Raw genomic sequence first — 18,017 nt, 5'->3', positions numbered from 1 at the left:
CGGAACCGCACTCAGAAGAATGCGGAACCGGCTGCTTACAGCCCATGCCCCAGCTCACCACGCCTTGGCTCACCAGAGTGAGCCACACCAAGCCGCAGCTTGACTAGTTAACTTAACGCTTTGCGAGTCATGCCCGCCAGCGCCGAGAGTTTCACCGTGGCGTCCATATTGGCCCGCCGCTGCTCGTCCGTCAGCTCAGTGTGCCGCAAATTGCGCAGCTTGTTTCCAGTCTGCCGAAACACTCTCCGAGCATCACGCTCAAACTCGCGAACAGCCAAGGCAGTCTGCTCATGCGGCGGCACCCAGCGGTAACCCTTGCCGCGCACTGACTGTAAGCACACCTGATGCTCCTTCAGCAAATGGTCTTTGAACGCCTCAACGTTCGCCAACCATTCGAACTGTCGCTCCTTGAACTGCTCGGCGGTCAGGCGCTGAGATTCCGACAAGCTGGGTATGCCGAACCGGGCTTCCAGCCAGCCAAGAGGAATCAGGTCGCCGTACCCGAACTCTTGCAAGAGGTCTTGGGCGGCCTGCCGCCAACTTGGAAGGGTCGTCACATCAGTCATAACGCACCCCGAACCGTCCGAAACGCGGGCGATACTCGCAAACACCGATTAGGGCGCCCGCGTCGTCGATTGCCTTCTTGACCTCCGCAACGTCAATCACGTCAGTATTGACAGCTACCTCGAGCGAAGCCTCCCATTCCGGAAAAATCGGCCGGTACCGCATGACCTTGGACTGTCCGACCTTGACGCCCCGGCAGTCCACGAACCTCAGGTCTTCCCAGAGCTTTTCTGGCGTCTTTGGGCCATCAAACAGCAACTTGGCCTTATCTGTCATCACCAGGCATCCGCGCTTCCAATGAACGCCCAGCTTTTGCAACTTCGCGCCCGTCCAGAACGTGGCATCGAAGTTTTGGCCGGGCACATAGAAGCCAGTCACATCATCCCAATACGCCCCCGCGATGAACTCGGATCGCGCAATCGCCAGGTGATCGTCGTCGGTCTTCTTGCGCTTTCCGGTCAACTCCTTGTGCGCCTTCGTTGCCGGGTTGAGGGGATTCGCCAGCTTGTCGCTGTGCATCATGAGCGGGCTCGTTCCAGTGATTCTTAGCGTAAGCAGTTCCATCACGCCACCTCCAAAGCCTTGGTGTCGGGATGGGCGCATCGCCATGCCGCAGCAAAGGCGTGCAACTTACGCTTTCGCGTCTCGTAATCCAGGCCCTGAGCGATCAGGACGGTATTGCGGACCTCCAGCTTTCCAAGCAGGTCAAGATCGGCCTTTGCCATCGCATCGCGATCTAGCCCGACGAACTGTCCGGACAGCGCCCAATTGACCAGCCGGGCCTCGTTCGAGAAGTGGTATGGCGCCACATTCTTACCCGCCTCGTTACGCGTGTACAGGATGGCATCCGTCATCACTTTAAAAGACGACGCTGCTTCGTGACGCAAGCGCCGCCAGTCCATACCCTCCCCACGCAACAAGCGGTCGATCTGTTCGTCGCACCAGATGGCAAAATCCACATCCAGCCAGCGGGCAAATGCCACCCCCAGGCGAGGGTGCATCCAAGTGCCGCCCCCACGCCCGCGCCGGGTTTTGAAATGCGGGATTTTCCCGTATTTACGCTCGAGCGCCTTCAAATACTCCGTGGCCTCCGGCAAGCGCAACCATTCATTAGGCAACTTTCCAAACCGGCTAGCCACAGCCGTCGCGTTGAACCAGGCATCAGTCGTGAAATCGACCTGCATGCCTTCGTAGTCCATGGTGATGATATCGCTCATGCCTCGGCCCTCCTCGATTCTGCCTCAACCACCTCCAACGCAACATCGATAACCTGCTCGATGCCGCAGATCGCTCGGGAGAAATAATCGTCGCGTTTGCCGTAGAAACGACTGGCAACACGCATCAATGCGCCTATTGGAAGGATTTCACCTTCGAAGTCATCATAATTGGCCGGCTTTCCCGCCATTAGGGAGCCAAGCATCGATTCGCTGATCTCGATCAAATGCAGCACGTCGCTGAGCAGTTCAGGCTCTTTTGACGTTCCCATTTCATCAATCATTTCGCGATGCAAGGTCTTTAGATTTCCAGCAACCACTCCCATCATTATTTCGATGGCAAGCCGGGGCCGGTTAACGGCCTGGGCTTGGGCCTGAGCGTCCCTCATCGCCTTGGCTTTCTTGACGCTCGAATTGTCAGCCTTCTTTTGGCTAATTGGCTGCACGTCTTCCAGCATGTCGGGCGGGATGGCTGGCCCTTTCGTGACCGTATGGGTTGCTGTATTCATGCCCGCACCTCCTGCATCACGATGCGAAGCCCAGGACCCGAGGGCTTGCGGCGGAAGTCTCCTGCTATCACGCCCTCCGGCAAGCGACGCGGACGGCGCGGATTTACAACGGGCTCCTGCCCGAATGCGGGGTGATAAAGAACCTTTCCTTGCGGTTCTGCGAAAGCGCGGCTAAAATTAGTCATTGCATTTTCCTTAATTTCGTAGTTGGGGATTACTGCATCGACGCATCAGAGGTTGCCGCCTCTGGTGCGTTTTCTTTTGCCTGGTCGGATTCCCGAGCGTGCGACACAACCCGATCCAGCACATAGGTCATTGACCTATCCTCTTCCCTCGCCCTCCCCTCAAGCCATTTGTGGTTTTCGGGTGTCAGGCGAGTCATAAAGCCTATTCGCTTCATCCTGCTACTCTCCTTTCAAATATGCTTTCAACCAAGCACGGTGCTATTTAAGCACATTGCTTGGTTGTGTGCAAGCACGATGCTAGGTTAAATTGCAACAATGGCAAGAACAGACCCCCAAGTAAATTTCCGCATGCCTCAGGAGCTACGTGACAAGCTCGACGACGCTGCGAGAACTAGTGGCCGCACTTTGACAGCGGAGATCGTGGCTCGCCTGGAGCTCACGCTATCGGACATATCTTCTACCTATGGAGGTGCTGAGCTCCGGTTTGCGATGATGAAAGTGCTGCGGCATGAGGAGTTTTCTCTATTGCTGGACCGAATACATCGGCTCGGCGGCGTAGATCAAGTGCTGAAAGAAAGCGCCTCGTCGCTCATCAAGAGGGTAGAAGGACCGGCCCTCACCGGAACACCGGCAGAAGTAGAAAGCCATTATTCAAAGATCGTTGGCAGCACCCCGCTGAGCGCGTTGCTCACCGCGGCCGAGATACAGAAGATCGCAGAGCGGTTAGATCAAATTCAAGCAGCCAATGTGGCCCGCACTAAGGCCGCGAAACCAGTCCAAACGCCAACTGACTCGGATACCGGCCCTATTGTGGATCGCCTGGTACTGGTCAACAAAATCAGGCCTGATGCCGATCGGTCTGCTCTAGGGGAGAAACTAGAGAAAGCCGTCGAATCCGTCGGCAAATCGCGCACCCCCACTATCCCCGGCAAGAATGCGCCTAAACGCGGACTGGGCTCTGCCGGCAAATCTCCAAAAAAATAGCCGCACTAGGCGGCGTTGGTCTCCTGTTTACTTCAGGCGATCCCATCGCCCCTCAAGAATCACCCCTCGCGTCCCGGTGGCACGCGCTTCGCACCGGAAAAACAGCTTATCGCGCACCGTTCTGCCAGAGACGTCCCCGGGCTTATCTGTTGCAACTTTCAGTGAGTCGTTCGTGTCTTTTCCGATGAATTCCAGACACTCTTTCATGGAGTTAAACTCACGACCCACTCTTTGGGTGTCAGGCTTCCCGCAGGCGGCCAGCATCAAAAGCAGCGCCAAACAACCGAATAAATTTCGCACTCCATCCCCCGTAAGTAAATACTACGGAAACTATACCCCATCAAGATAATCGCGATCGATGGCCAGAACGCAGGAGTCCAGTTCAACTCGGGACAACGGCGAGCCGTAAGCGCCGACTGCCTGGCCAATCTCAACTGAGGAGAGCGGTAGCGCCGCGGCGCCACCCATGCCGGCCAAGTAACGTCTGGCTCGATTAGCCGCCCAGAACACGCCTATGACGTGGTCGGTAATCGGGTCCGTTTCCGCTTCCTGCGGCACGGCCATACCCAGTTTGGAATAGATCAGGCCCTGCTTTTGGCTTTTGCCCTGCCATTCCCGTTCCCAGCGGAACCGCTCGAGCGCTTTCCCACTGTCTCGGCAACCTCCTGCTTCGCGTCGAGCGCCACCTTAGTTGCCTCGGTGATGACCCAAGCAAAAACCGCGACGTTCGCGCGCAGCAGCTTGGCGGCCAGCTCAGGCGAATAGGCCACGACCTTGCCATCGTCGTCTTCAATGGGCCCCTTCCAGTCCAGCACGATGTACCGGCCCAGCAGGTCGCATTGAATGTCATGCTCGCGCCGATCGCTCTTGCCTGCTGTCAGGTTGGCCAGTGTCTGGCCGGCATCTTCCCGGGCAATTAGCCGGCGGGCCCGCTCCAGCGCGATCTGGTACGCCTCGGTGTCGATGCCGGCGATCTTGAAGGAAATCTCCTTATCAAAATCTACCCATCGCTCTCCGATGGCCGCCGGGTCAGCTTGTGAAATACGCAACGCCATAGATTAAGGCTCCTCAGCAGGGACGCGTGTAATGGTGGGGGCCGATTGAACCGCCGTCCAGTTCAGGGTCGCTTGAATGATGTCACGCTTGCCGCCAGAAGGCAGTTCGCCGTCGATTTCGACCTTGGGGAAGTTGAAGGTGTACGCATTGCCCAGGCTGTCTGTGATCGGGAATTCGACCTCGAACTGGGTGCGCGAGATCTGCTCCTTCCAAATCTGGTAAGCCTTCGCAGACCAGGCCAGGGTCATGGTGCCGGTGATCGCGGCCTCGGTCTCGATGATTGCGCCTGGGCCCAATTTCCCCGAACCCAAGCAGCGCTGCAGCTGCACGGTGTTGTCGATGTTCACCGTCATCGCTGAAATGCAGGCCGTGCCCGCCAGCGACACCTCGTCGACCTTGATATCGCCAACCGACAGCGAAGACATGAAGGGAGTAGTAGTCGGATCATCTGGCGTGCCCACAACAAACGAGGTCGATGCATCGGTGTAATCCAGGCACTGAGCGCCGATGGTCAGGGTGATCTTGCCTTCTTCGGGGATCTCAATCGAGCCCGTTGCGGCATGAACGCCCTTAAACAGGTGATAGGTCGAAACGTCCGTGAAGCCCTTTTGCACGCTGAACGTTTGGCGCGTCGATCCGATGGTGAGCACATCCGTCGCCCACGTGCCGTAAAACAGCGCCGCGAGCCAGTCATCGAAGGTGCCGAAGGACATTTCACCTACAAGATCGCCCGCGATGGTCAGGCCAGTGGTTACCGAGCCCTGATTCAAGCGGCTATTGGTGATTTCGTCCGATACTTCGGTCGTGGGCGTGGGGGAAAGCGTATTGCTCGTGAGCCGAGCAGTTTTCCAGGTGCCGACGGCGGGTGTGGTGCCGGGGGTAACTTCGGCAATGTAGTGGGTAACGACTTTGGCTCCACTCGACATGAGGGCCTCCATTTGGTTGATGTGACGCCATGCGTCGGGTGATAAAATCAGTGGGTGCGGCTAGCTTTAGCGGGCGAAAAGACTGGCTCATCACCGGTTCTGCCGCGCCTTCCTTCAGTGATGACTACTCTTTGATGGAGAGTTTTATGCAAGAAATATGGAAGCCTGTTTCGGGCTTTGAATCCCTTTACGAAGTTTCGAACCTTGGTCGAGTACGATCTTTAGACCGCGTATGTGTCGGCCCATCCGGTCGAGAGCGCCGAAGGAAAGGTCAGTTGATGCGCCAAACGCTGACAGACGGCTATTTCGTTATTCGGATGTTCTCAGCCGAAGGGTCAAAGATTCATCGGATCCACAGGCTGGTTGCCACTGAGTTCTGTCGCAAAACCGAAGGCTGCGACGTTATCAATCACAAGGATGGCGTTAAAACAAACAATCACGCCGACAACCTCGAATGGACAACCGTTCGAGGTAACACCATTCATTCTTATGAAAATGGGCTGCAATCGGGACGAAAGGGGTCTCGCCATCACAAAGCAATACTTACCGAAGATGACGTTCGATCAATCATTAAAAGCCTAAAGGCTGGGACGCCCCAAAAGCACATCGCTAAAATTTACGGCGTCACCAATGGGTCGATCACGAATATTAATACCGGCAAGCAATGGGGACACGTTCATGTTCCTGAATGCGGCAAACCGCCATACTTTCCCCGAAGCGAGTGGATAACCATGCCGAATAAGGTGCCGAACACCCGGCCTCCGAAGCAGGCGTAGAAAAAGCCCGGTATCGGGCGCAGAAATGGGTTTGAATAGGGCTATCCGGCCCGGTATGGAATGCTGACGTTGATCTGGTAAAAGCCCGTGCCCTCCGGGCGCCCCGCTGTGTCGCCAGCCCCCACATTGACCTGACTGGCCTCCAGGCACTCGAGATCACCAAACGTCCAGTACGCAAAATGCGCCTCCAGCGCGTCGGCGAGTACAGCCAGCGCCTTAACGCCGGTGCGCGCCCGAGCAAAGCACTGGACCACGATCAGGCCTGGCTTGCGTGTATAAGGCTGATCGGCCATGCCTGCCATGAACGATGTGCCCGGCAGGATACTCAAGCGGCACCACAGCCCAGTGTCCGGCGGCGTGAAGATGCCTGGCTGGTTTGGGTATTCAATGCGGGCCTGCTCGATGCCGGCGAAAGTCGTCATTCGCGTCGTGATCGCGATTCGGATTTGATCGAAAGTCATCGGTGCTTCTCCGTTACCGCGGCGAATGTGACGCCGTACACTCCCGCTGGCGCCTGGCCAGAGTGGCCGTTTTCAAGCTCCTCCGCGTATGGAAGGTTCGTCTGCACGGTCGACTCACCAAAGGGCTTGTCGATCGACGCGATGGCCGTCATGCCATCGCTGATCGTGGTGCCACCACCCTTATCCTGTTTCTCTAGATCGTAGGTCAGCGAAACGCTGTCGACGGTCACTTGGTGACTCGCACGGAACGTGCCCTTGTCCACCGGGGAGGCCATAACGACGCCCTGCAGTACCTCCATCGTGATGATGCGGCGCTGCTGGGTCAGGTCGCCTTTGACCTGCACCATGAATTCGGAGGGTTTGCGGTCCCAGCCGGCCATGTCAGACTTTCCTTAGCTGAAGCGACCAGGAAGCGCCGGCCGGATCCTGCCCTACAGCCAGCACTGTCCTACCGTTGATCTTGTCGTCGACCTTCGGGGCTTCGGTGACTTCTGCCTGCAATGCAGTCAGCTTCTCATCAGTGGCCAGAATCTGGATGCCGTCGACCAGCGCCGCCTCGAAACTTCCGAAAACGCCGCGGCCCGTGTAGGTCAGCGTGCCGGGCGTCCATTCTTCGGTGATCGGGTCGTAGGTACCTTCGCCGGTAATGCGCGTGCCGGTGAACTGCGTCACGGCGTCCGCAAGATCGGAATCGAATGCTTCCACAATGTCCGCGGTGATTTCGTCACGAAGGCCCATGTCAATCCTCAATCACGCGCAGCTCTTCCGCGCCTTTTAGCCCGTGAAAATCCAGCCATTCCGCAACGATCAGGCTCATAAGCTCGTCGCGGTCATCCAGGCAATCGACGGTCAATTCGCCCTTGGCAATGCCGACGAACACTGATGCCGGAATGACATGCACCCGGTCGCGCTGGGTGTGCATGGTCATGTGCGGGCGATGATCGTCCAGGCTGGTGATGGTGCCCATCAAATCCTCTTCAGCATAAAAACACCGCCGCCCAGGCCACCTAGCCACGGCTTGAGCAAGGCTAGCGCCAGCGATTCGCCCGCCGAAACAATCTTGTGATTGCTCGCGAACGTCTTGGAACTGGATACGTCACCGGCCTGAACCGACTTGCTCATGAGCCCGTATTCGGCCTGGCCGTATATGCCGCCCTTAGCCGCCTCGCGGGCCACGTAAGCCGCCGCACGTTTCCATTCTTCGGGCATGGGGTCGGTGTCGGGCAACTGCTGGTTCGTCATCCAGACGTTGGCAATCAAAACGGCCTCGTCCTTCTTGTCGGCAGCGGACCAGGACGAACCCAGCAGCGCATCGACCTCTTCGACTGTGATGTACTCGATCATGCCGCTACCTTTGGCTTGCGCCCGCGGCGCTTCGGAGCCGCTACGGCCGGCGCCACGCCTGAGTCCACTGTAGGGCTAGACTCGGCATCATCTGAACTTGGAGATCCGATAGCCGGCCCCACGCCAGTCAGCAGATGCTCAAAAATGAACCTCTGGCATGCTCCGGAACGCATTTCGGCCAGCGTCCATTGGCCATAGGCAACGCGGCTGAAATAGTCGCGGCGGGCCTGGATGCTGGGCAGCACCTCGCCGGCCAATTCGTCGTAGGCCGCGCCGGGGCCACATAGGACAGGAACGCCCGCAATCAGCGCATCGTGGCCTACGTTGCTGTTGAAGGTCACAACCAGACGCGCACCGGCCAATGCTTCGGCCAATGAGCCGCGCTGCGTTTTCACGCCCGGCAGATCGATGCCACCTCGAGGGTGCGGGCGGTACACGACGTTGCCGTGTTTGGCGACAGCCTCCAGCAGCCACGCCTTGAGCGCGGCCGCATCCATACCATGGGCAGCATCGCCAGGAACTTGGCCGCAAATCAGCGCATAGCCGTCAGGGTCGCCGCCGCGCTCGACCAGATCGAGCCCGAGGACATCGAACCGATCGGGCGGGCAGGCGAAGGTCGGAATCTTGTTCAGGCCGCCCAGGCTGACCTGCCAGTGGCCGGTGGCACTCTCACCAGGGTGACTGACCCTGGCGAGATAGCCCCAATCAGCAACCAGCACGGGGCAGGCCCCGCTGTACTGCTCGAGCACAGCGCGGCCTTCACGCAAGGCAAGCGTCACGACAAGATCGAAACGCTCACGCTCGCCCCGGTAGTACTGGACGTTGCGGTGGCTGACCTCGGCGCCGACGAGGGAGAATCCCTCGCCAAGCGCTAGGGCCGCCACATTGCGCACGCCTGAATAGATTCCGACGCGCATGCGCTTAGACCCCGCTACCCGAGCCGGATGCCGAACCGGAGGCGGACGCGGAGCCAGACCCCGAGCTAGGCAGGTTGATGATCACGCCTGCGGTGGCCTTGTCGCTGGTTGCATACTTCTCCCAGTTCGCGCTGGCGCCTACGGTGGCCATGTTCGGGTTGACGCCCGCCGTGTCTTTCCACGAGTAGCCCAACAGGTCGACGTTGAACGTGCCCTCAGCCCGAAAGCCAATGGCAAGGTTTTCCTCGCTGTTGATGTCGTAGGATCGAACCCCGGGAACCTGAGACTCGGTGATCGTCACGGCCCCCGCCTGCAGACCAAAAATCTTGTCTGCGGGGATCTTGTCGGATACCAGGACAGGCTTGCCCATGGTGCCGGGGCCGCCGCCATAGACCACAACACCCGCTTCTTCGAAGATTTTCTGATCGATCGAATCGTCGACCAGGTCGAAGTAGGTATTGGAGTCCATGCCGAAGACCGCAATGCGGTTGAAGCGGTCGCCGAACTTGCGCATGCCCTTAGTCAGGACCTTCTTGTGGTCGACCGCGAACGAGCCGGAGGCCACCATGTTGGCGTTGCCGCCAATCGCGGCGCCAAGGCCCGCGAAAGCAGCCTGAATGTAGTAGTCCAACACGGCATCAGCCATGTCCTGGCCCACCAGCATGGAGAACTCCTCGACGCTGCGAGCGCGGCGCTTGAAAGCTTCCTCGGTGGTTTGGTAGGGGCCGTACTTCCAGGGGGTCTTCACGCCGACCATTTCGCCTGCGCCGATAGGCTTGCCGGACACGGGCGTCTCCGAGTTCACGTCTCGATGCTCGAGCGACCCGCCGATTTTATAGAAGGCACGCTTACGCAGGTCGCCCTCAATGTTCTCGTTTCGCAGCACAATGGCGCCGCCAGACGATTGGTTAAAGACCGCCAGAATGTCCTGCAGACGCTCCAGGTAGGCCGTTTGAGCCAGATCGTTATAGATGATCAGGTTCGAGTTGGTGGTAGTGTTGGTACCCATAGTTCACCTCATTTCGGTAGTTTCAAGTAGGCTTCGCGCCCGTGTTTCTGGACGAAAGCGGCCGCCTCTTCAGCGGACATGTCGCTTCGCTTTTTGCCGGTAGCCTTACCACCGTCATCGCCGGTCTTTCCGGCGCCCTGGACCCTTGGCCACAGGTGAGGAGCGTTTTCACGCAGGGATTCCGCCCATTCGAGCGGAGATAAAGGGGTTTTGCCGTCTTTGCCGTAGATGGTCTCGCCATCCTTGTCGACAGCCACGGGCTCACCATGCTCGTTCAGCTGGAACGTGCCACGTGCCCGAAGAATGATGTCTTCAGCCGCCTCAGGCAGTGCCCCGGCCTTGCTTGCTGCCTCGCGGATCGAGTCAGACAGGACCTTGTCCTTGAACTGATTGGCAAATGCCTCGGCTTTGTCGGCCCGGCTCTTTTCGGCGTTCAGCTGTTTGTCGTAGTCGTTGCGTAGGCGCTCGGTGCGTTTGCTGATGACTTCATCGATCTTGCCTTCTGCCAGAAGCCGCGTTTCCTCATCTGTCGAGGCCTTGCTTAGCAGCGCCTTGACCGATTCGATATCCAGCCCATCAAACTGAGTTTTGAACTGTTCAAGTTCTGTTTTCGTAGTCTTGATGGTTCCCAGAAGCTCTTGGTTCTTGGATTTCAAGCCTGTTACAGCTTGATCCAATGCTTCCTTGCCTTTGGCCGCCAGCGCCTCTTTGAGGGCCGCGGCTTTGTCTTCCGGGATGTCGAGGCCAAGCTCGGCCAGATCAAGGTCTTCAAACATGGTGTTGTTCCCCTTGGGATTGTTTGCGCCGGCCTGGCCAGCAAATGAAAAGGCCCCGTCTTAGACGGGGCCCAGAAATACAAAAACCCGCGCTTGGCGGGTCAGAATGGGTTAGCTTTCTCTTGCGTTTTGATCGATATCTGCATCATCAGCCACGCCTGCGGCACCTCGTGCGCCGGGTATTGCTCGACGATCCGAAGTGTCCACCACTGTAAAAAATAAACGTCGCAGGGTTCGGGCTTAGTTTCCAAAGATAGCCTTGAATGTTTCCGCATCACGCTGACGCAGATCATTCAGAGTGTAAATCTTTCCGCGCGGGTCGGAGAATCTTTCCAGCGGCAGCTTGCCCTCGGTGTACAACTTGTATCGGGCCGGGCCCAACCACTCGCGCTTAAAGGCCGCATCCTGCCCGCCAAACCACTTGCCGAACGTCGTGCTGGCCTTGACCTGCCCCACGTCTAGGCCGGCCTGCTCGCGCTGCTTCTTGGTCATGTCGCCAATGGAGCGGAACTCGTTGCTGCCGTCACGCTTTCGCACCTTCAAGGCGCGCACATAGGGCCGATTGCCAATCAGGTCGCCATCAAATGATGGGGCATAGCGGCACCGGCAGTTCGGGTGCAGGGTAGCCGGGGGTCGAGGCTCGGAACGCTTGTAGGTCTTCCCATCCAGCGCCGCGCAGGCCGCGCAAGTCCGGCCCTCAAGGGTGGCTACGCGGACAACCTGCTCAACACCCAGCGCATCGAAGATTTCCTCGCCTGCGACGTCGGCCACATGGTTTCGTGCCGTCCTAACCAGCCGCTCCACATCACGCTTAGCTGCCTGCATCAAGCCGTCTTGGTGCTTGAGCGAGGGCGTTCCTCGTAGCGCCCGGATGATCTGGCTGTTACTTTCCCCTGCCGCAATGCCCTGGCGAAGGCTGGCAAATATCCGATCCTTTTGCGCCGGGCCGATGTCTGAAAGCATGTCGTCGACGAACCGGCCAAACAGCGGAGCGCGGTTTGCCTTGGTCAAGATCTGCTCGGGCTTGACCTTCGCCTTGGGCAGGCCATCCACAGTCTTATGCATCACTTCGCCGATGTAGGCCGCCTCGTAGCCGGCCAGGGCCAGGGCGGTCTTGTCCCACTCGGCCTTAATAGCTTGATCCAGCGCCACGCCCCAGCCGTCGATTTCGGCGCGCATGGCCTTCAATCGCGGGGTGGTGTACCGGCCTTGCACAAAGGCCTGCAGCTCGGCTTGCGTCAGATCATCCAGTCGTTCAGCCAAACTTGCGGTCAATTCTCTGGCAAGTCGGTCAATTTCCACGTTAATCGCATTGACGACCGCCGATGATGCCCGGTAGTTGTGGGCGGCGTGTTGCGCCAGGGCGGCGACAATGGCGCGTTGAGCCGCCCGTAGTTCCTCACGCGTCGCCATCGCCAATCGCCCCGCCGATCATCGCGCCTTCAACCAGCGCCGCTTCCACATCGTACTCACGATCCGGCAGCTTGGCGGTCGTTAAATAAGTCCAGTACGTATCCCAACTAACGCCATTGGCAAGCACAGCTTGATGTAGCTGGGCCAGCACCTGCGGGTTGACGTCTGGGTGAGAAAAGTCCGGCTCAACGGAAAACGTCACCTGATCGGGCGGATACCCAAGCCATTCAGCCGCGTACCGTAGCCCCTGCTCGATAGCCTCAGCCACCGTAATCACTATGCTATGCAGTGTGGCGTGCTGATCATCCTGGCGGGCCTTCCTTGCCTCGCCTGACTCTGTGCCGCCCACATCCATGACCTTTGCGCCCGCTTCCAGTGCTGCGCCTTTTTGGTCGCTCATGGCCTGGCGAACCGCCTCGATGCCGGCGCCCGTAAATTCCAAATATCCGCACTGCCCATTCGGCCCCAAGTCCCAGGCCGCCGACGGGCCGGTTACGCGAAGATCGGTATTCTGATCCAGGCCCGACACCCATGGTTGCGGGTGGCTGGTCTGGTGTAGTGCCGTGAAGTAATCGGCGCTCAGTTGGTAGGACTTGATCGCTGCCCTGGCCATCGTCAATAGCGGGATTTCGTCCACGCCCGGGCTGTTATCCGTGGATCCGCAATAGATCACCGGCAGCCACGGCAGGCCGCGCACAAGTTCGCCGCCCGTATTGGTCGTGCCAAGTGGCCGGAACTCTTCAACGACAGCGCCACGCTCATCAAACACGCCCGTGTGGCAGACGCCCTCGATCAGCGTGTACACCCGGTAAACCTGCGTCACCTCGTGCGAATATTCGTCTTTCGGGTTCTTTTCGCGGAACTCGATGAAAACGGCCAACACCAAATCCTGGCGCCCGCCGATGTTTTCCTCTTTCCAGTTGATGCCGTTGACCGTCTTGTAGGTGGAAAAGTACGGCTGGCCTTTATCGTCCACGTTGATGACAGTCGGCACACGGCCATGGGAAACAGCCTGGCGCACCATGCGAAAGAACAATTGCTTCAGGCTGAAGCCGTCGGAGGTGGCATTTTCGACGATGCCAGCCATGCCGGGTGGCAGCTTGATTTCAGGCTGCAGGCGCGACACCATGCCCATCATTGAGCGAATACTGTCGCGCACCCACTGTTCGTACTGCGCCCGCTCGCGGTAGCCCTTGTACAGATAGCCATTGTCGGCATTCAGCTTTTCCGCCTCGACCATACCCGATGGCTTTGGCAGGTATTCGTCATTGCCCTTGATGGCCGATTCGCCGGCCAGGGCGTCGTCCATCATCCGCCACTCTGCCATGTGCACCATGTAGTCGGGATTCTTGTCTTGCACGGGCATTATCGAATTCCTGTTATTTGGCGGATGCCGCCTGTGCGCTGAATAACTGGCCACTCACGGTCAACACAATATCCAATTGCGGTCGTGATGTGCTGGTATTGGTTCTTCTGATCCTCTTGGAAGGTCGAGCCTTCCTTGAGCTGTACGGTTGCTAGGCCCTTGTCACACCATTTGGCGGTCACCGGGTTCACGAACAGGCTGATATGCCCGTCTGCGGTTCGAATCTTGGCTCGCATCGCGTTTTGCCTATCCTTGATCGCCGGGTGCGCGGGCCTGACCTTCCTCGTATACGTCCAGCCATTGGCCTTTAGCACGCCCTCGATATCGGTGTAGTCAGAGGCATGGCCGTGCTTCTCGCCTGCCTGGCCCGCCGGATCTCCGTAGATCAGGACATGCTTGTTTCTGTGGCCTTTAAACTTCTCGACAAACTCAAGCGCGGACTGCTTCGATACGGCGCTCGTCAACACGATTTCGTCCAGCAGATACAGATCATTTCCGTCCTGGCCGCGCCGCACGCCAATGGCAGATGACAGAGGCGTAAAGTTCTGGTCATGCATCCACATCAGTTGCTCGTGCGGCTGGATAACCTCTTTCGTGTGATTGGCCTTGCTGTAATCCTCGTAGATTCGTCCCGAGGCGGTTTCAAAGCTGGCCTCAAACTCCTGCCGAAACTGCTTGGCCGACATGGCTCGCTTCATCGCAGCGATCACGTCGGGGGGCAGGATCTCCGCAGATTTCCAGTGAAACACCGCGAAGTCGGGGTTTTGCCCGGTCTCCGCAGCGCTACACAAATCGTAGTAGTGGTTCAGGCCGTCCGGCACGCCCAGCAGCCAGCACCACGCCCGGTATTCCGGATCCAGCGGATTGACCGTGTTCAGCGCCGGGAGAATGTTCGCCTCCCAAGCGGTGGACTTCACATCGGCGAATTCGTCGATGCCGCCGCCCTTCCAGGGAATCCCCTCGATGCGCTGGGGCTTATCCAGCCCAATCACATGGATCTCGCTACCGTTGGGCAGAAAGATGATCCTGTCCGATTCGCTCGGGCGCTTGGCGTGCGCTGCCGACAGCGTGAATGCCTTCAGATCATCCCAGAATATCTTCTTGGCCTGATCGTGCGTTGGCGCCGCGGCAAAGTATGGGCCGGGCACTCGATTGGCCTGCTTGACCAGGAATCGCTTGAATCGCTCCGTCTTGCCGCTACGACGCCCGGCCGGCACCAAAGGGAACCGGATGCCGTTTGGCACCGCGTCCACCAGCGCCAGCTGGACGGAATGATCAATGAGCGGATACCAGCGGGCGATCTGACGATCCAGTAACAGGTTGCCGGTACTCATGAAGGCAGCTTGTCGATCAAGTCGGTTAGCGCCTGTGCGACCTCACTGCCACCCGACCCGCTTGTTTTGTGGTTCACATACGCATCGCCCGTTTCCTTGGCGGCCTGCTCGAGTATCTGCAGTACCAGCGGCAGGTTGCGCATCTGCTCGGCTCTGGCGGCTATCTGGCCCATTTTCCGCAGGCGGTAGGCGCGCTGGGCTATCGGAATCTCGGCAGTTTCCTCACGGAATCTCTTGCGCGTGTCCTCGAACAGCGTTCGCCACTTCTTTGGCAGATCATGGCCCGATGCCTTGGTTGGGTCGTATCGGCCGACCTGGTTCCGCGGCACATCAATGCCGAATTCCTCTTTGACGGCTTCGGCGACCTGCGTCGGTGTGTCGTAGCAGGCAAGCGCTTGGACAATGAAGCGCTTAGCCGCCTCACTGAGCGTTGCCATAATGTGAAATCCGTCTAAGCAAGGTCTACGTCACGCCGCCCTCAGCAGACAGGTTCCGCAAGCCCTCGCAATGTTGATGTTTCCCACCTCGGGTGAATGCTTGGCAGCCTCGACCATACGTGACACTTCCTTGCTGGCGCCATAGCGCTTCACTACCCCGATGAACTCCTCGACGTCGTGGCCGCGGAGCATCAACCTGGGGTTGCCTTCCTTGTCGAACTTCGGTGCGCCGAATTCATCCAGGGCGTGGGCTATGTGATAAAGCTCGTGCTCGACCAGGGCGCAGAACTCGGCGTCGCTGCACTGGGCGCAGTAGTCGGCAGCCAGCGTAATGATGAAGCTCGGGACATAGCCGAACCATTCGCGCATCTGCTGCTCCTGACGGGCCTTCTGCCAGCCGCCAGCGCGGAACATGACCTGTTCGGCTTGGCCTACTACCGTGCGGGCTTGTTTGGCGAAGGCGCTGGAGGCCCAAAGGAAACACAGATCAGCGTCCAATAGGTGCGCATGGTCAGGATTATGCAGCGGGCCATCCGTAGAAAGTATGGTGTCCTGTACCCATGCGCCCACCTCCGGTGCGGGGACAAGATGCGTGTAAATCAGCAAATCTTCGGAGCCGGGCAATAGGCTCGCCGGCGGGACCGGGCGGGAAATCTCTGGCTCGGATTGTCGCTTTGACATGTTCGTCCAATAAAAATCCACCTCGAGCCGTTGTACCGTTCACCGGTGGAAGCTACGCCAGAATGATGTCCTCGCTGCTATCCAACCGCCGAAGTTCGAGACCGATTTGATCGTGTAAAGTCCTTGCTAAATCCGATAAAGACTGGAGGATGGAATCCGCCTCAGCTTCACCCCTAGCTAACGAAATTGCGGCCACACAATTGCGAAACTCGGCAACATCCAACCGTACCATCGGCGTTCATACGCCGTCGTTCGGTGAGGTGATCGAGGATTCCCTTGCATACAAATCCAAGCACGACCGACACCACCGGAAACCATACGTTCGGTTCGATTCCTGCCGCCACGGGCCCTCCTTTTTGTAACACAAGGCTACAGCATGCCAGATTCCACCCTCTTCATCCAGCCCCAGCCGTCCCGATAGAAATACGGGTCCATTTCCTTGAGCGCCAGCGCCTGGCGTCGGGCCGCCTGCCAGTTCTTTTCCTCGATCACCGCCAATACGTCACCGTGCGGCTCATCGTCGAGAATGACGCGGCATTGCTCGGGGCAGACAGAGAGGCAAAAGATCATGTCAGCCGTCATTCTTGGGCCAGTACGTCCAGCTCTCACGAATGCGGCCATACCAGCCTTCGATCGTTGCGTCTCCGTCCATTACTATGCCTTGTTAGGCCCCAGGCCCTTGCTGCGCTTGGGAGTGAAGATGCAATGTCCTTTTTCCTGTGGACCAAACATAACAAGCTCCAAAAGAATCGCCCGCCGAATCACAAGGACTCAGGCGGGCGCGAAAGAGGGTGAGAACAACCTCGGGAGGAGACAAGTGTTATCCGATCACCGCATCGCGGCCCAGCACCGTGAGAGCCAGGGCCCGTAGCTTGGACTTGGCAAAAACAAGATTCATTGCCATGCGCAGGTCGGTTGAAAGCCAGCGGCTGCGAGGAGTGAAGAGTCTAGCAAGGATGAATACGGATTTGTCGATCCCATTCCGGGCCGGCAAGTCTAGCGCCAATTGTTTCAAATAATGTCTTATATTCATGTTTTGCCATCCAACGCTCTAAAGCTATGAATCCAGCCAGCAGAATTCTGAACATCACAACTGCTATTTCAAAAAGAAAAGCCAACGAGAACGAAACTGCCATGAAGTGGTGGGCGGACGTATTGGCCCAGCCTGCGGACAAAGGCGAGCAATTGAAGGAGACTGAAATCTCGCGTCGGCTCGTCGCCATAATCGACCAAGTGGATCAACTATCAATACTTCTGCGAGAGCGAGGCGTTCCAGAAGTTCTGTACCACAATGCCCATTTGAAAATAAAGAATGGGCTTTCTCCCGCCAAGATGTCTCAGCGATGGATCGAAATAAAGCCGCATTTTGGCCCGGAAATTATCACTGCCCTACGATGGGCGGAGTGGGCGGTAGGCTCGCTAGAAGACACAATCTCCAACGAAGATAGACAAGATATTCAAGCAAAAATCACAGAGCTGGAGGCGCTGCTGGGTGACGACTCGCTGCCAGCAGCACTTCGGCAGATCCTGCGCAGACAAGTAACCGAGCTGCGGAGCGCGCTGGAGGATTACGTAATTTACGGTATTGGTCCGTTAGAGAAAGCCATCAAAACCATCACCGCCGATATCGTTTCAGAACAAGAGGCCCTCACCTCATCTGCCAACGAGAATCCGGAAGAAACTCGTAAAGCGCTGGATAAGCTCAAATCGGCTATGGCAACTACCGTCACCGTTATAGACAAAGTCGCCAAAACAGCCGGCAACATTGGAAAGCTATGGGTGATAAGCAAAGAAGTACTCGACAAAATACCTTTTTAATAAAAAAACCCGCTCGCGGCGGGGTTCGTTTTTTCAGGGCGCAAAAGCCCTGCCGATATTGTCGCGGTTTCTGTCCCGGTTCGCAACGACTTGATGTCTCACTTTCCACGAGTACCGGGCAAAACCGCCTGCCTCGGCTGCGGGCTGGATCTCAACCTGCCCATGCTCTTCTAGCGACTTCAGTACCCGAAGCACGCCCTTGTGCACTCGCTGACGGGCTACCCCGTTAGCCTGGGGCTCAACATAC

General features: G+C 58.0%; 24 protein-coding genes. 3 read left to right on the top strand and 21 right to left on the bottom strand.

Annotation, left to right across the window (positions count from 1 at the left end; all coding sequences use genetic code 11):
• Positions 1-107: 107 nt before the first annotated feature.
• Genes C7440_RS05360 through C7440_RS05345 form a run of 4 tightly spaced genes read right to left on the bottom strand, consistent with a single transcriptional unit; the run spans position 108 to position 2,287 of the window.
• The gene (locus C7440_RS05360; RefSeq protein ID WP_116517722.1) at positions 108-566 is read right to left on the bottom strand and encodes a hypothetical protein; all 459 of its coding nucleotides are present in this window, start codon (positions 564-566) and stop codon (positions 108-110) included.
• Positions 559-1,086, bottom strand: coding sequence for a hypothetical protein (locus C7440_RS05355; protein WP_207775379.1), 528 nt, complete (start codon positions 1,084-1,086; stop codon positions 559-561). Before C7440_RS05355 ends, C7440_RS05360 begins: the two co-directional genes overlap by 8 nt.
• A 41-nt stretch (positions 1,087-1,127) precedes the next feature.
• Entirely contained in the window at positions 1,128-1,781 is a 654-nt protein-coding gene (locus tag C7440_RS05350) for a KilA-N domain-containing protein (protein WP_116517720.1), read from the bottom strand.
• On the bottom strand, positions 1,778-2,287 hold the full coding sequence (locus C7440_RS05345) for a hypothetical protein (protein WP_116517719.1): 510 nt from the start codon (positions 2,285-2,287) through the stop codon (positions 1,778-1,780). Before C7440_RS05345 ends, C7440_RS05350 begins: the two co-directional genes overlap by 4 nt.
• A 500-nt stretch (positions 2,288-2,787) precedes the next feature.
• Between C7440_RS05345 and C7440_RS05335 the strand changes: the two genes are divergently transcribed.
• Positions 2,788-3,456 carry an Arc family DNA-binding protein gene (locus tag C7440_RS05335; protein WP_116517717.1) on the top strand — a complete coding sequence of 223 codons (669 nt, stop codon included), beginning with the start codon at positions 2,788-2,790 and terminating at the stop codon, positions 3,454-3,456.
• 581 nt (positions 3,457-4,037) lie between these two features.
• Here C7440_RS05335 and C7440_RS05320 read toward each other — a convergent pair.
• Both C7440_RS05320 and C7440_RS05315 read right to left on the bottom strand, forming a co-directional pair.
• Entirely contained in the window at positions 4,038-4,511 is a 474-nt protein-coding gene (locus C7440_RS05320) for a hypothetical protein (RefSeq protein ID WP_116517714.1), read from the bottom strand.
• 3 nt (positions 4,512-4,514) lie between these two features.
• Positions 4,515-5,438 carry a phage tail tube protein gene (locus C7440_RS05315; protein ID WP_116517713.1) on the bottom strand — a complete coding sequence of 308 codons (924 nt, stop codon included), beginning with the start codon at positions 5,436-5,438 and terminating at the stop codon, positions 4,515-4,517.
• 29 nt (positions 5,439-5,467) lie between these two features.
• Between C7440_RS05315 and C7440_RS05310 the strand changes: the two genes are divergently transcribed.
• Complete coding sequence (locus C7440_RS05310; protein WP_116517712.1) at positions 5,468-6,214, top strand: NUMOD4 domain-containing protein; 747 nt, start codon at positions 5,468-5,470, stop codon at positions 6,212-6,214.
• 41 nt (positions 6,215-6,255) lie between these two features.
• Here C7440_RS05310 and C7440_RS05305 read toward each other — a convergent pair whose 3' ends face one another.
• From C7440_RS05305 to C7440_RS05225, 15 genes are all read right to left on the bottom strand, one after another.
• A complete protein-coding gene (locus C7440_RS05305) occupies positions 6,256-6,675 on the bottom strand; it encodes a phage tail terminator-like protein (RefSeq protein WP_116517711.1) in 420 nt (139 codons plus the stop codon).
• On the bottom strand, positions 6,672-7,055 hold the full coding sequence (locus tag C7440_RS05300) for a hypothetical protein (protein WP_116517710.1): 384 nt from the start codon (positions 7,053-7,055) through the stop codon (positions 6,672-6,674). The genes C7440_RS05305 and C7440_RS05300 overlap by 4 nt, the downstream gene beginning before the upstream one ends.
• Position 7,056: 1 nt before the next feature.
• Entirely contained in the window at positions 7,057-7,413 is a 357-nt protein-coding gene (locus C7440_RS05295) for a hypothetical protein (protein ID WP_116517709.1), read from the bottom strand.
• 1 nt (position 7,414) lies between these two features.
• Complete coding sequence (locus C7440_RS05290) at positions 7,415-7,642, bottom strand: hypothetical protein (RefSeq protein ID WP_116517708.1); 228 nt, start codon at positions 7,640-7,642, stop codon at positions 7,415-7,417.
• Complete coding sequence (locus tag C7440_RS05285; protein ID WP_116517707.1) at positions 7,642-8,019, bottom strand: hypothetical protein; 378 nt, start codon at positions 8,017-8,019, stop codon at positions 7,642-7,644. The genes C7440_RS05290 and C7440_RS05285 overlap by 1 nt, the downstream gene beginning before the upstream one ends.
• On the bottom strand, positions 8,016-8,936 hold the full coding sequence (locus C7440_RS19715) for a hypothetical protein (protein ID WP_133244265.1): 921 nt from the start codon (positions 8,934-8,936) through the stop codon (positions 8,016-8,018). The genes C7440_RS05285 and C7440_RS19715 overlap by 4 nt, the downstream gene beginning before the upstream one ends.
• A 4-nt stretch (positions 8,937-8,940) precedes the next feature.
• The gene (locus tag C7440_RS05270) at positions 8,941-9,945 is read right to left on the bottom strand and encodes a major capsid protein (RefSeq protein WP_116517704.1); all 1,005 of its coding nucleotides are present in this window, start codon (positions 9,943-9,945) and stop codon (positions 8,941-8,943) included.
• A gap of 8 nt (positions 9,946-9,953) precedes the next feature.
• Positions 9,954-10,721, bottom strand: a complete 768-nt coding sequence (locus tag C7440_RS05265; protein WP_116517703.1) for a hypothetical protein — start codon at positions 10,719-10,721, stop codon at positions 9,954-9,956.
• Positions 10,722-10,961: 240 nt separating this feature from the next.
• Entirely contained in the window at positions 10,962-12,134 is a 1,173-nt protein-coding gene (locus tag C7440_RS05260; protein WP_116517702.1) for a phage minor head protein, read from the bottom strand.
• Complete coding sequence (locus C7440_RS05255) at positions 12,121-13,500, bottom strand: DUF4055 domain-containing protein (RefSeq protein ID WP_116517701.1); 1,380 nt, start codon at positions 13,498-13,500, stop codon at positions 12,121-12,123. The genes C7440_RS05260 and C7440_RS05255 overlap by 14 nt, the downstream gene beginning before the upstream one ends.
• Entirely contained in the window at positions 13,500-14,834 is a 1,335-nt protein-coding gene (locus C7440_RS05250; protein ID WP_116517700.1) for a terminase large subunit domain-containing protein, read from the bottom strand. The genes C7440_RS05255 and C7440_RS05250 overlap by 1 nt, the downstream gene beginning before the upstream one ends.
• Positions 14,831-15,271, bottom strand: a complete 441-nt coding sequence (locus C7440_RS05245) for a DUF2280 domain-containing protein (RefSeq protein ID WP_116517699.1) — start codon at positions 15,269-15,271, stop codon at positions 14,831-14,833. The genes C7440_RS05250 and C7440_RS05245 overlap by 4 nt, the downstream gene beginning before the upstream one ends.
• Before the next feature lie 30 nt (positions 15,272-15,301).
• The gene (locus tag C7440_RS05240; protein ID WP_165832450.1) at positions 15,302-15,952 is read right to left on the bottom strand and encodes a putative metallopeptidase; all 651 of its coding nucleotides are present in this window, start codon (positions 15,950-15,952) and stop codon (positions 15,302-15,304) included.
• A 369-nt stretch (positions 15,953-16,321) separates the two neighbouring features.
• Positions 16,322-16,534: a hypothetical protein gene (locus tag C7440_RS05230; RefSeq protein WP_133244264.1), complete on the bottom strand. Its 213-nt coding sequence runs from the start codon at positions 16,532-16,534 to the stop codon at positions 16,322-16,324.
• A gap of 238 nt (positions 16,535-16,772) precedes the next feature.
• Positions 16,773-16,985, bottom strand: a complete 213-nt coding sequence (locus C7440_RS05225; protein WP_116517696.1) for a hypothetical protein — start codon at positions 16,983-16,985, stop codon at positions 16,773-16,775.
• Positions 16,986-17,011: 26 nt separating this feature from the next.
• Here C7440_RS05225 and C7440_RS05220 point away from each other — a divergent pair, with 26 nt between their 5' ends.
• The gene (locus C7440_RS05220; protein WP_133244263.1) at positions 17,012-17,770 is read left to right on the top strand and encodes a hypothetical protein; all 759 of its coding nucleotides are present in this window, start codon (positions 17,012-17,014) and stop codon (positions 17,768-17,770) included.
• Positions 17,771-18,017: the final 247 nt, after the last annotated feature.

This window comes from Pusillimonas noertemannii (genome assembly GCF_003096595.1).
Lineage (GTDB): Bacteria > Pseudomonadota > Gammaproteobacteria > Burkholderiales > Burkholderiaceae_B > Pusillimonas > Pusillimonas noertemannii.
The sequence above is the reverse complement of the archived record's forward strand: the minus strand, read 5'-3'. Positions and strand labels throughout refer to the sequence as shown.

Bases quoted from the DNA above. Each gene is read 5' to 3' on its own strand.
- C7440_RS05265 (WP_116517703.1), bottom strand. From the start codon at position 10,721: ATGTTTGAAGACCTTGATCTGGCCGAGCTTGGCCTCGACATCCCGGAA.
- C7440_RS05220 (WP_133244263.1), top strand. From the start codon at position 17,012: ATGAATCCAGCCAGCAGAATTCTGAACATCACAACTGCTATTTCAAAA.
- C7440_RS05270 (WP_116517704.1), bottom strand. From the start codon at position 9,945: ATGGGTACCAACACTACCACCAACTCGAACCTGATCATCTATAACGAT.
- C7440_RS05245 (WP_116517699.1), bottom strand. From the start codon at position 15,271: ATGGCAACGCTCAGTGAGGCGGCTAAGCGCTTCATTGTCCAAGCGCTT.
- C7440_RS05290 (WP_116517708.1), bottom strand. From the start codon at position 7,642: ATGGGCACCATCACCAGCCTGGACGATCATCGCCCGCACATGACCATG.
- C7440_RS05305 (WP_116517711.1), bottom strand. From the start codon at position 6,675: ATGACTTTCGATCAAATCCGAATCGCGATCACGACGCGAATGACGACT.
- C7440_RS05345 (WP_116517719.1), bottom strand. From the start codon at position 2,287: ATGAATACAGCAACCCATACGGTCACGAAAGGGCCAGCCATCCCGCCC.
- C7440_RS05320 (WP_116517714.1), bottom strand. From the start codon at position 4,511: ATGGCGTTGCGTATTTCACAAGCTGACCCGGCGGCCATCGGAGAGCGA.
- C7440_RS05230 (WP_133244264.1), bottom strand. From the start codon at position 16,534: ATGACGGCTGACATGATCTTTTGCCTCTCTGTCTGCCCCGAGCAATGC.
- C7440_RS05260 (WP_116517702.1), bottom strand. From the start codon at position 12,134: ATGGCGACGCGTGAGGAACTACGGGCGGCTCAACGCGCCATTGTCGCC.
- C7440_RS05285 (WP_116517707.1), bottom strand. From the start codon at position 8,019: ATGATCGAGTACATCACAGTCGAAGAGGTCGATGCGCTGCTGGGTTCG.
- C7440_RS05250 (WP_116517700.1), bottom strand. From the start codon at position 14,834: ATGAGTACCGGCAACCTGTTACTGGATCGTCAGATCGCCCGCTGGTAT.
- C7440_RS05335 (WP_116517717.1), top strand. From the start codon at position 2,788: ATGGCAAGAACAGACCCCCAAGTAAATTTCCGCATGCCTCAGGAGCTA.
- C7440_RS05350 (WP_116517720.1), bottom strand. From the start codon at position 1,781: ATGAGCGATATCATCACCATGGACTACGAAGGCATGCAGGTCGATTTC.
- C7440_RS05255 (WP_116517701.1), bottom strand. From the start codon at position 13,500: ATGCCCGTGCAAGACAAGAATCCCGACTACATGGTGCACATGGCAGAG.
- C7440_RS05360 (WP_116517722.1), bottom strand. From the start codon at position 566: ATGACTGATGTGACGACCCTTCCAAGTTGGCGGCAGGCCGCCCAAGAC.
- C7440_RS05240 (WP_165832450.1), bottom strand. From the start codon at position 15,952: ATGTCAAAGCGACAATCCGAGCCAGAGATTTCCCGCCCGGTCCCGCCG.
- C7440_RS05315 (WP_116517713.1), bottom strand. From the start codon at position 5,438: ATGTCGAGTGGAGCCAAAGTCGTTACCCACTACATTGCCGAAGTTACC.
- C7440_RS19715 (WP_133244265.1), bottom strand. From the start codon at position 8,936: ATGCGCGTCGGAATCTATTCAGGCGTGCGCAATGTGGCGGCCCTAGCG.
- C7440_RS05225 (WP_116517696.1), bottom strand. From the start codon at position 16,985: ATGAATATAAGACATTATTTGAAACAATTGGCGCTAGACTTGCCGGCC.
- C7440_RS05300 (WP_116517710.1), bottom strand. From the start codon at position 7,055: ATGGCCGGCTGGGACCGCAAACCCTCCGAATTCATGGTGCAGGTCAAA.
- C7440_RS05355 (WP_207775379.1), bottom strand. From the start codon at position 1,086: ATGATGCACAGCGACAAGCTGGCGAATCCCCTCAACCCGGCAACGAAG.
- C7440_RS05295 (WP_116517709.1), bottom strand. From the start codon at position 7,413: ATGGGCCTTCGTGACGAAATCACCGCGGACATTGTGGAAGCATTCGAT.
- C7440_RS05310 (WP_116517712.1), top strand. From the start codon at position 5,468: ATGCGTCGGGTGATAAAATCAGTGGGTGCGGCTAGCTTTAGCGGGCGA.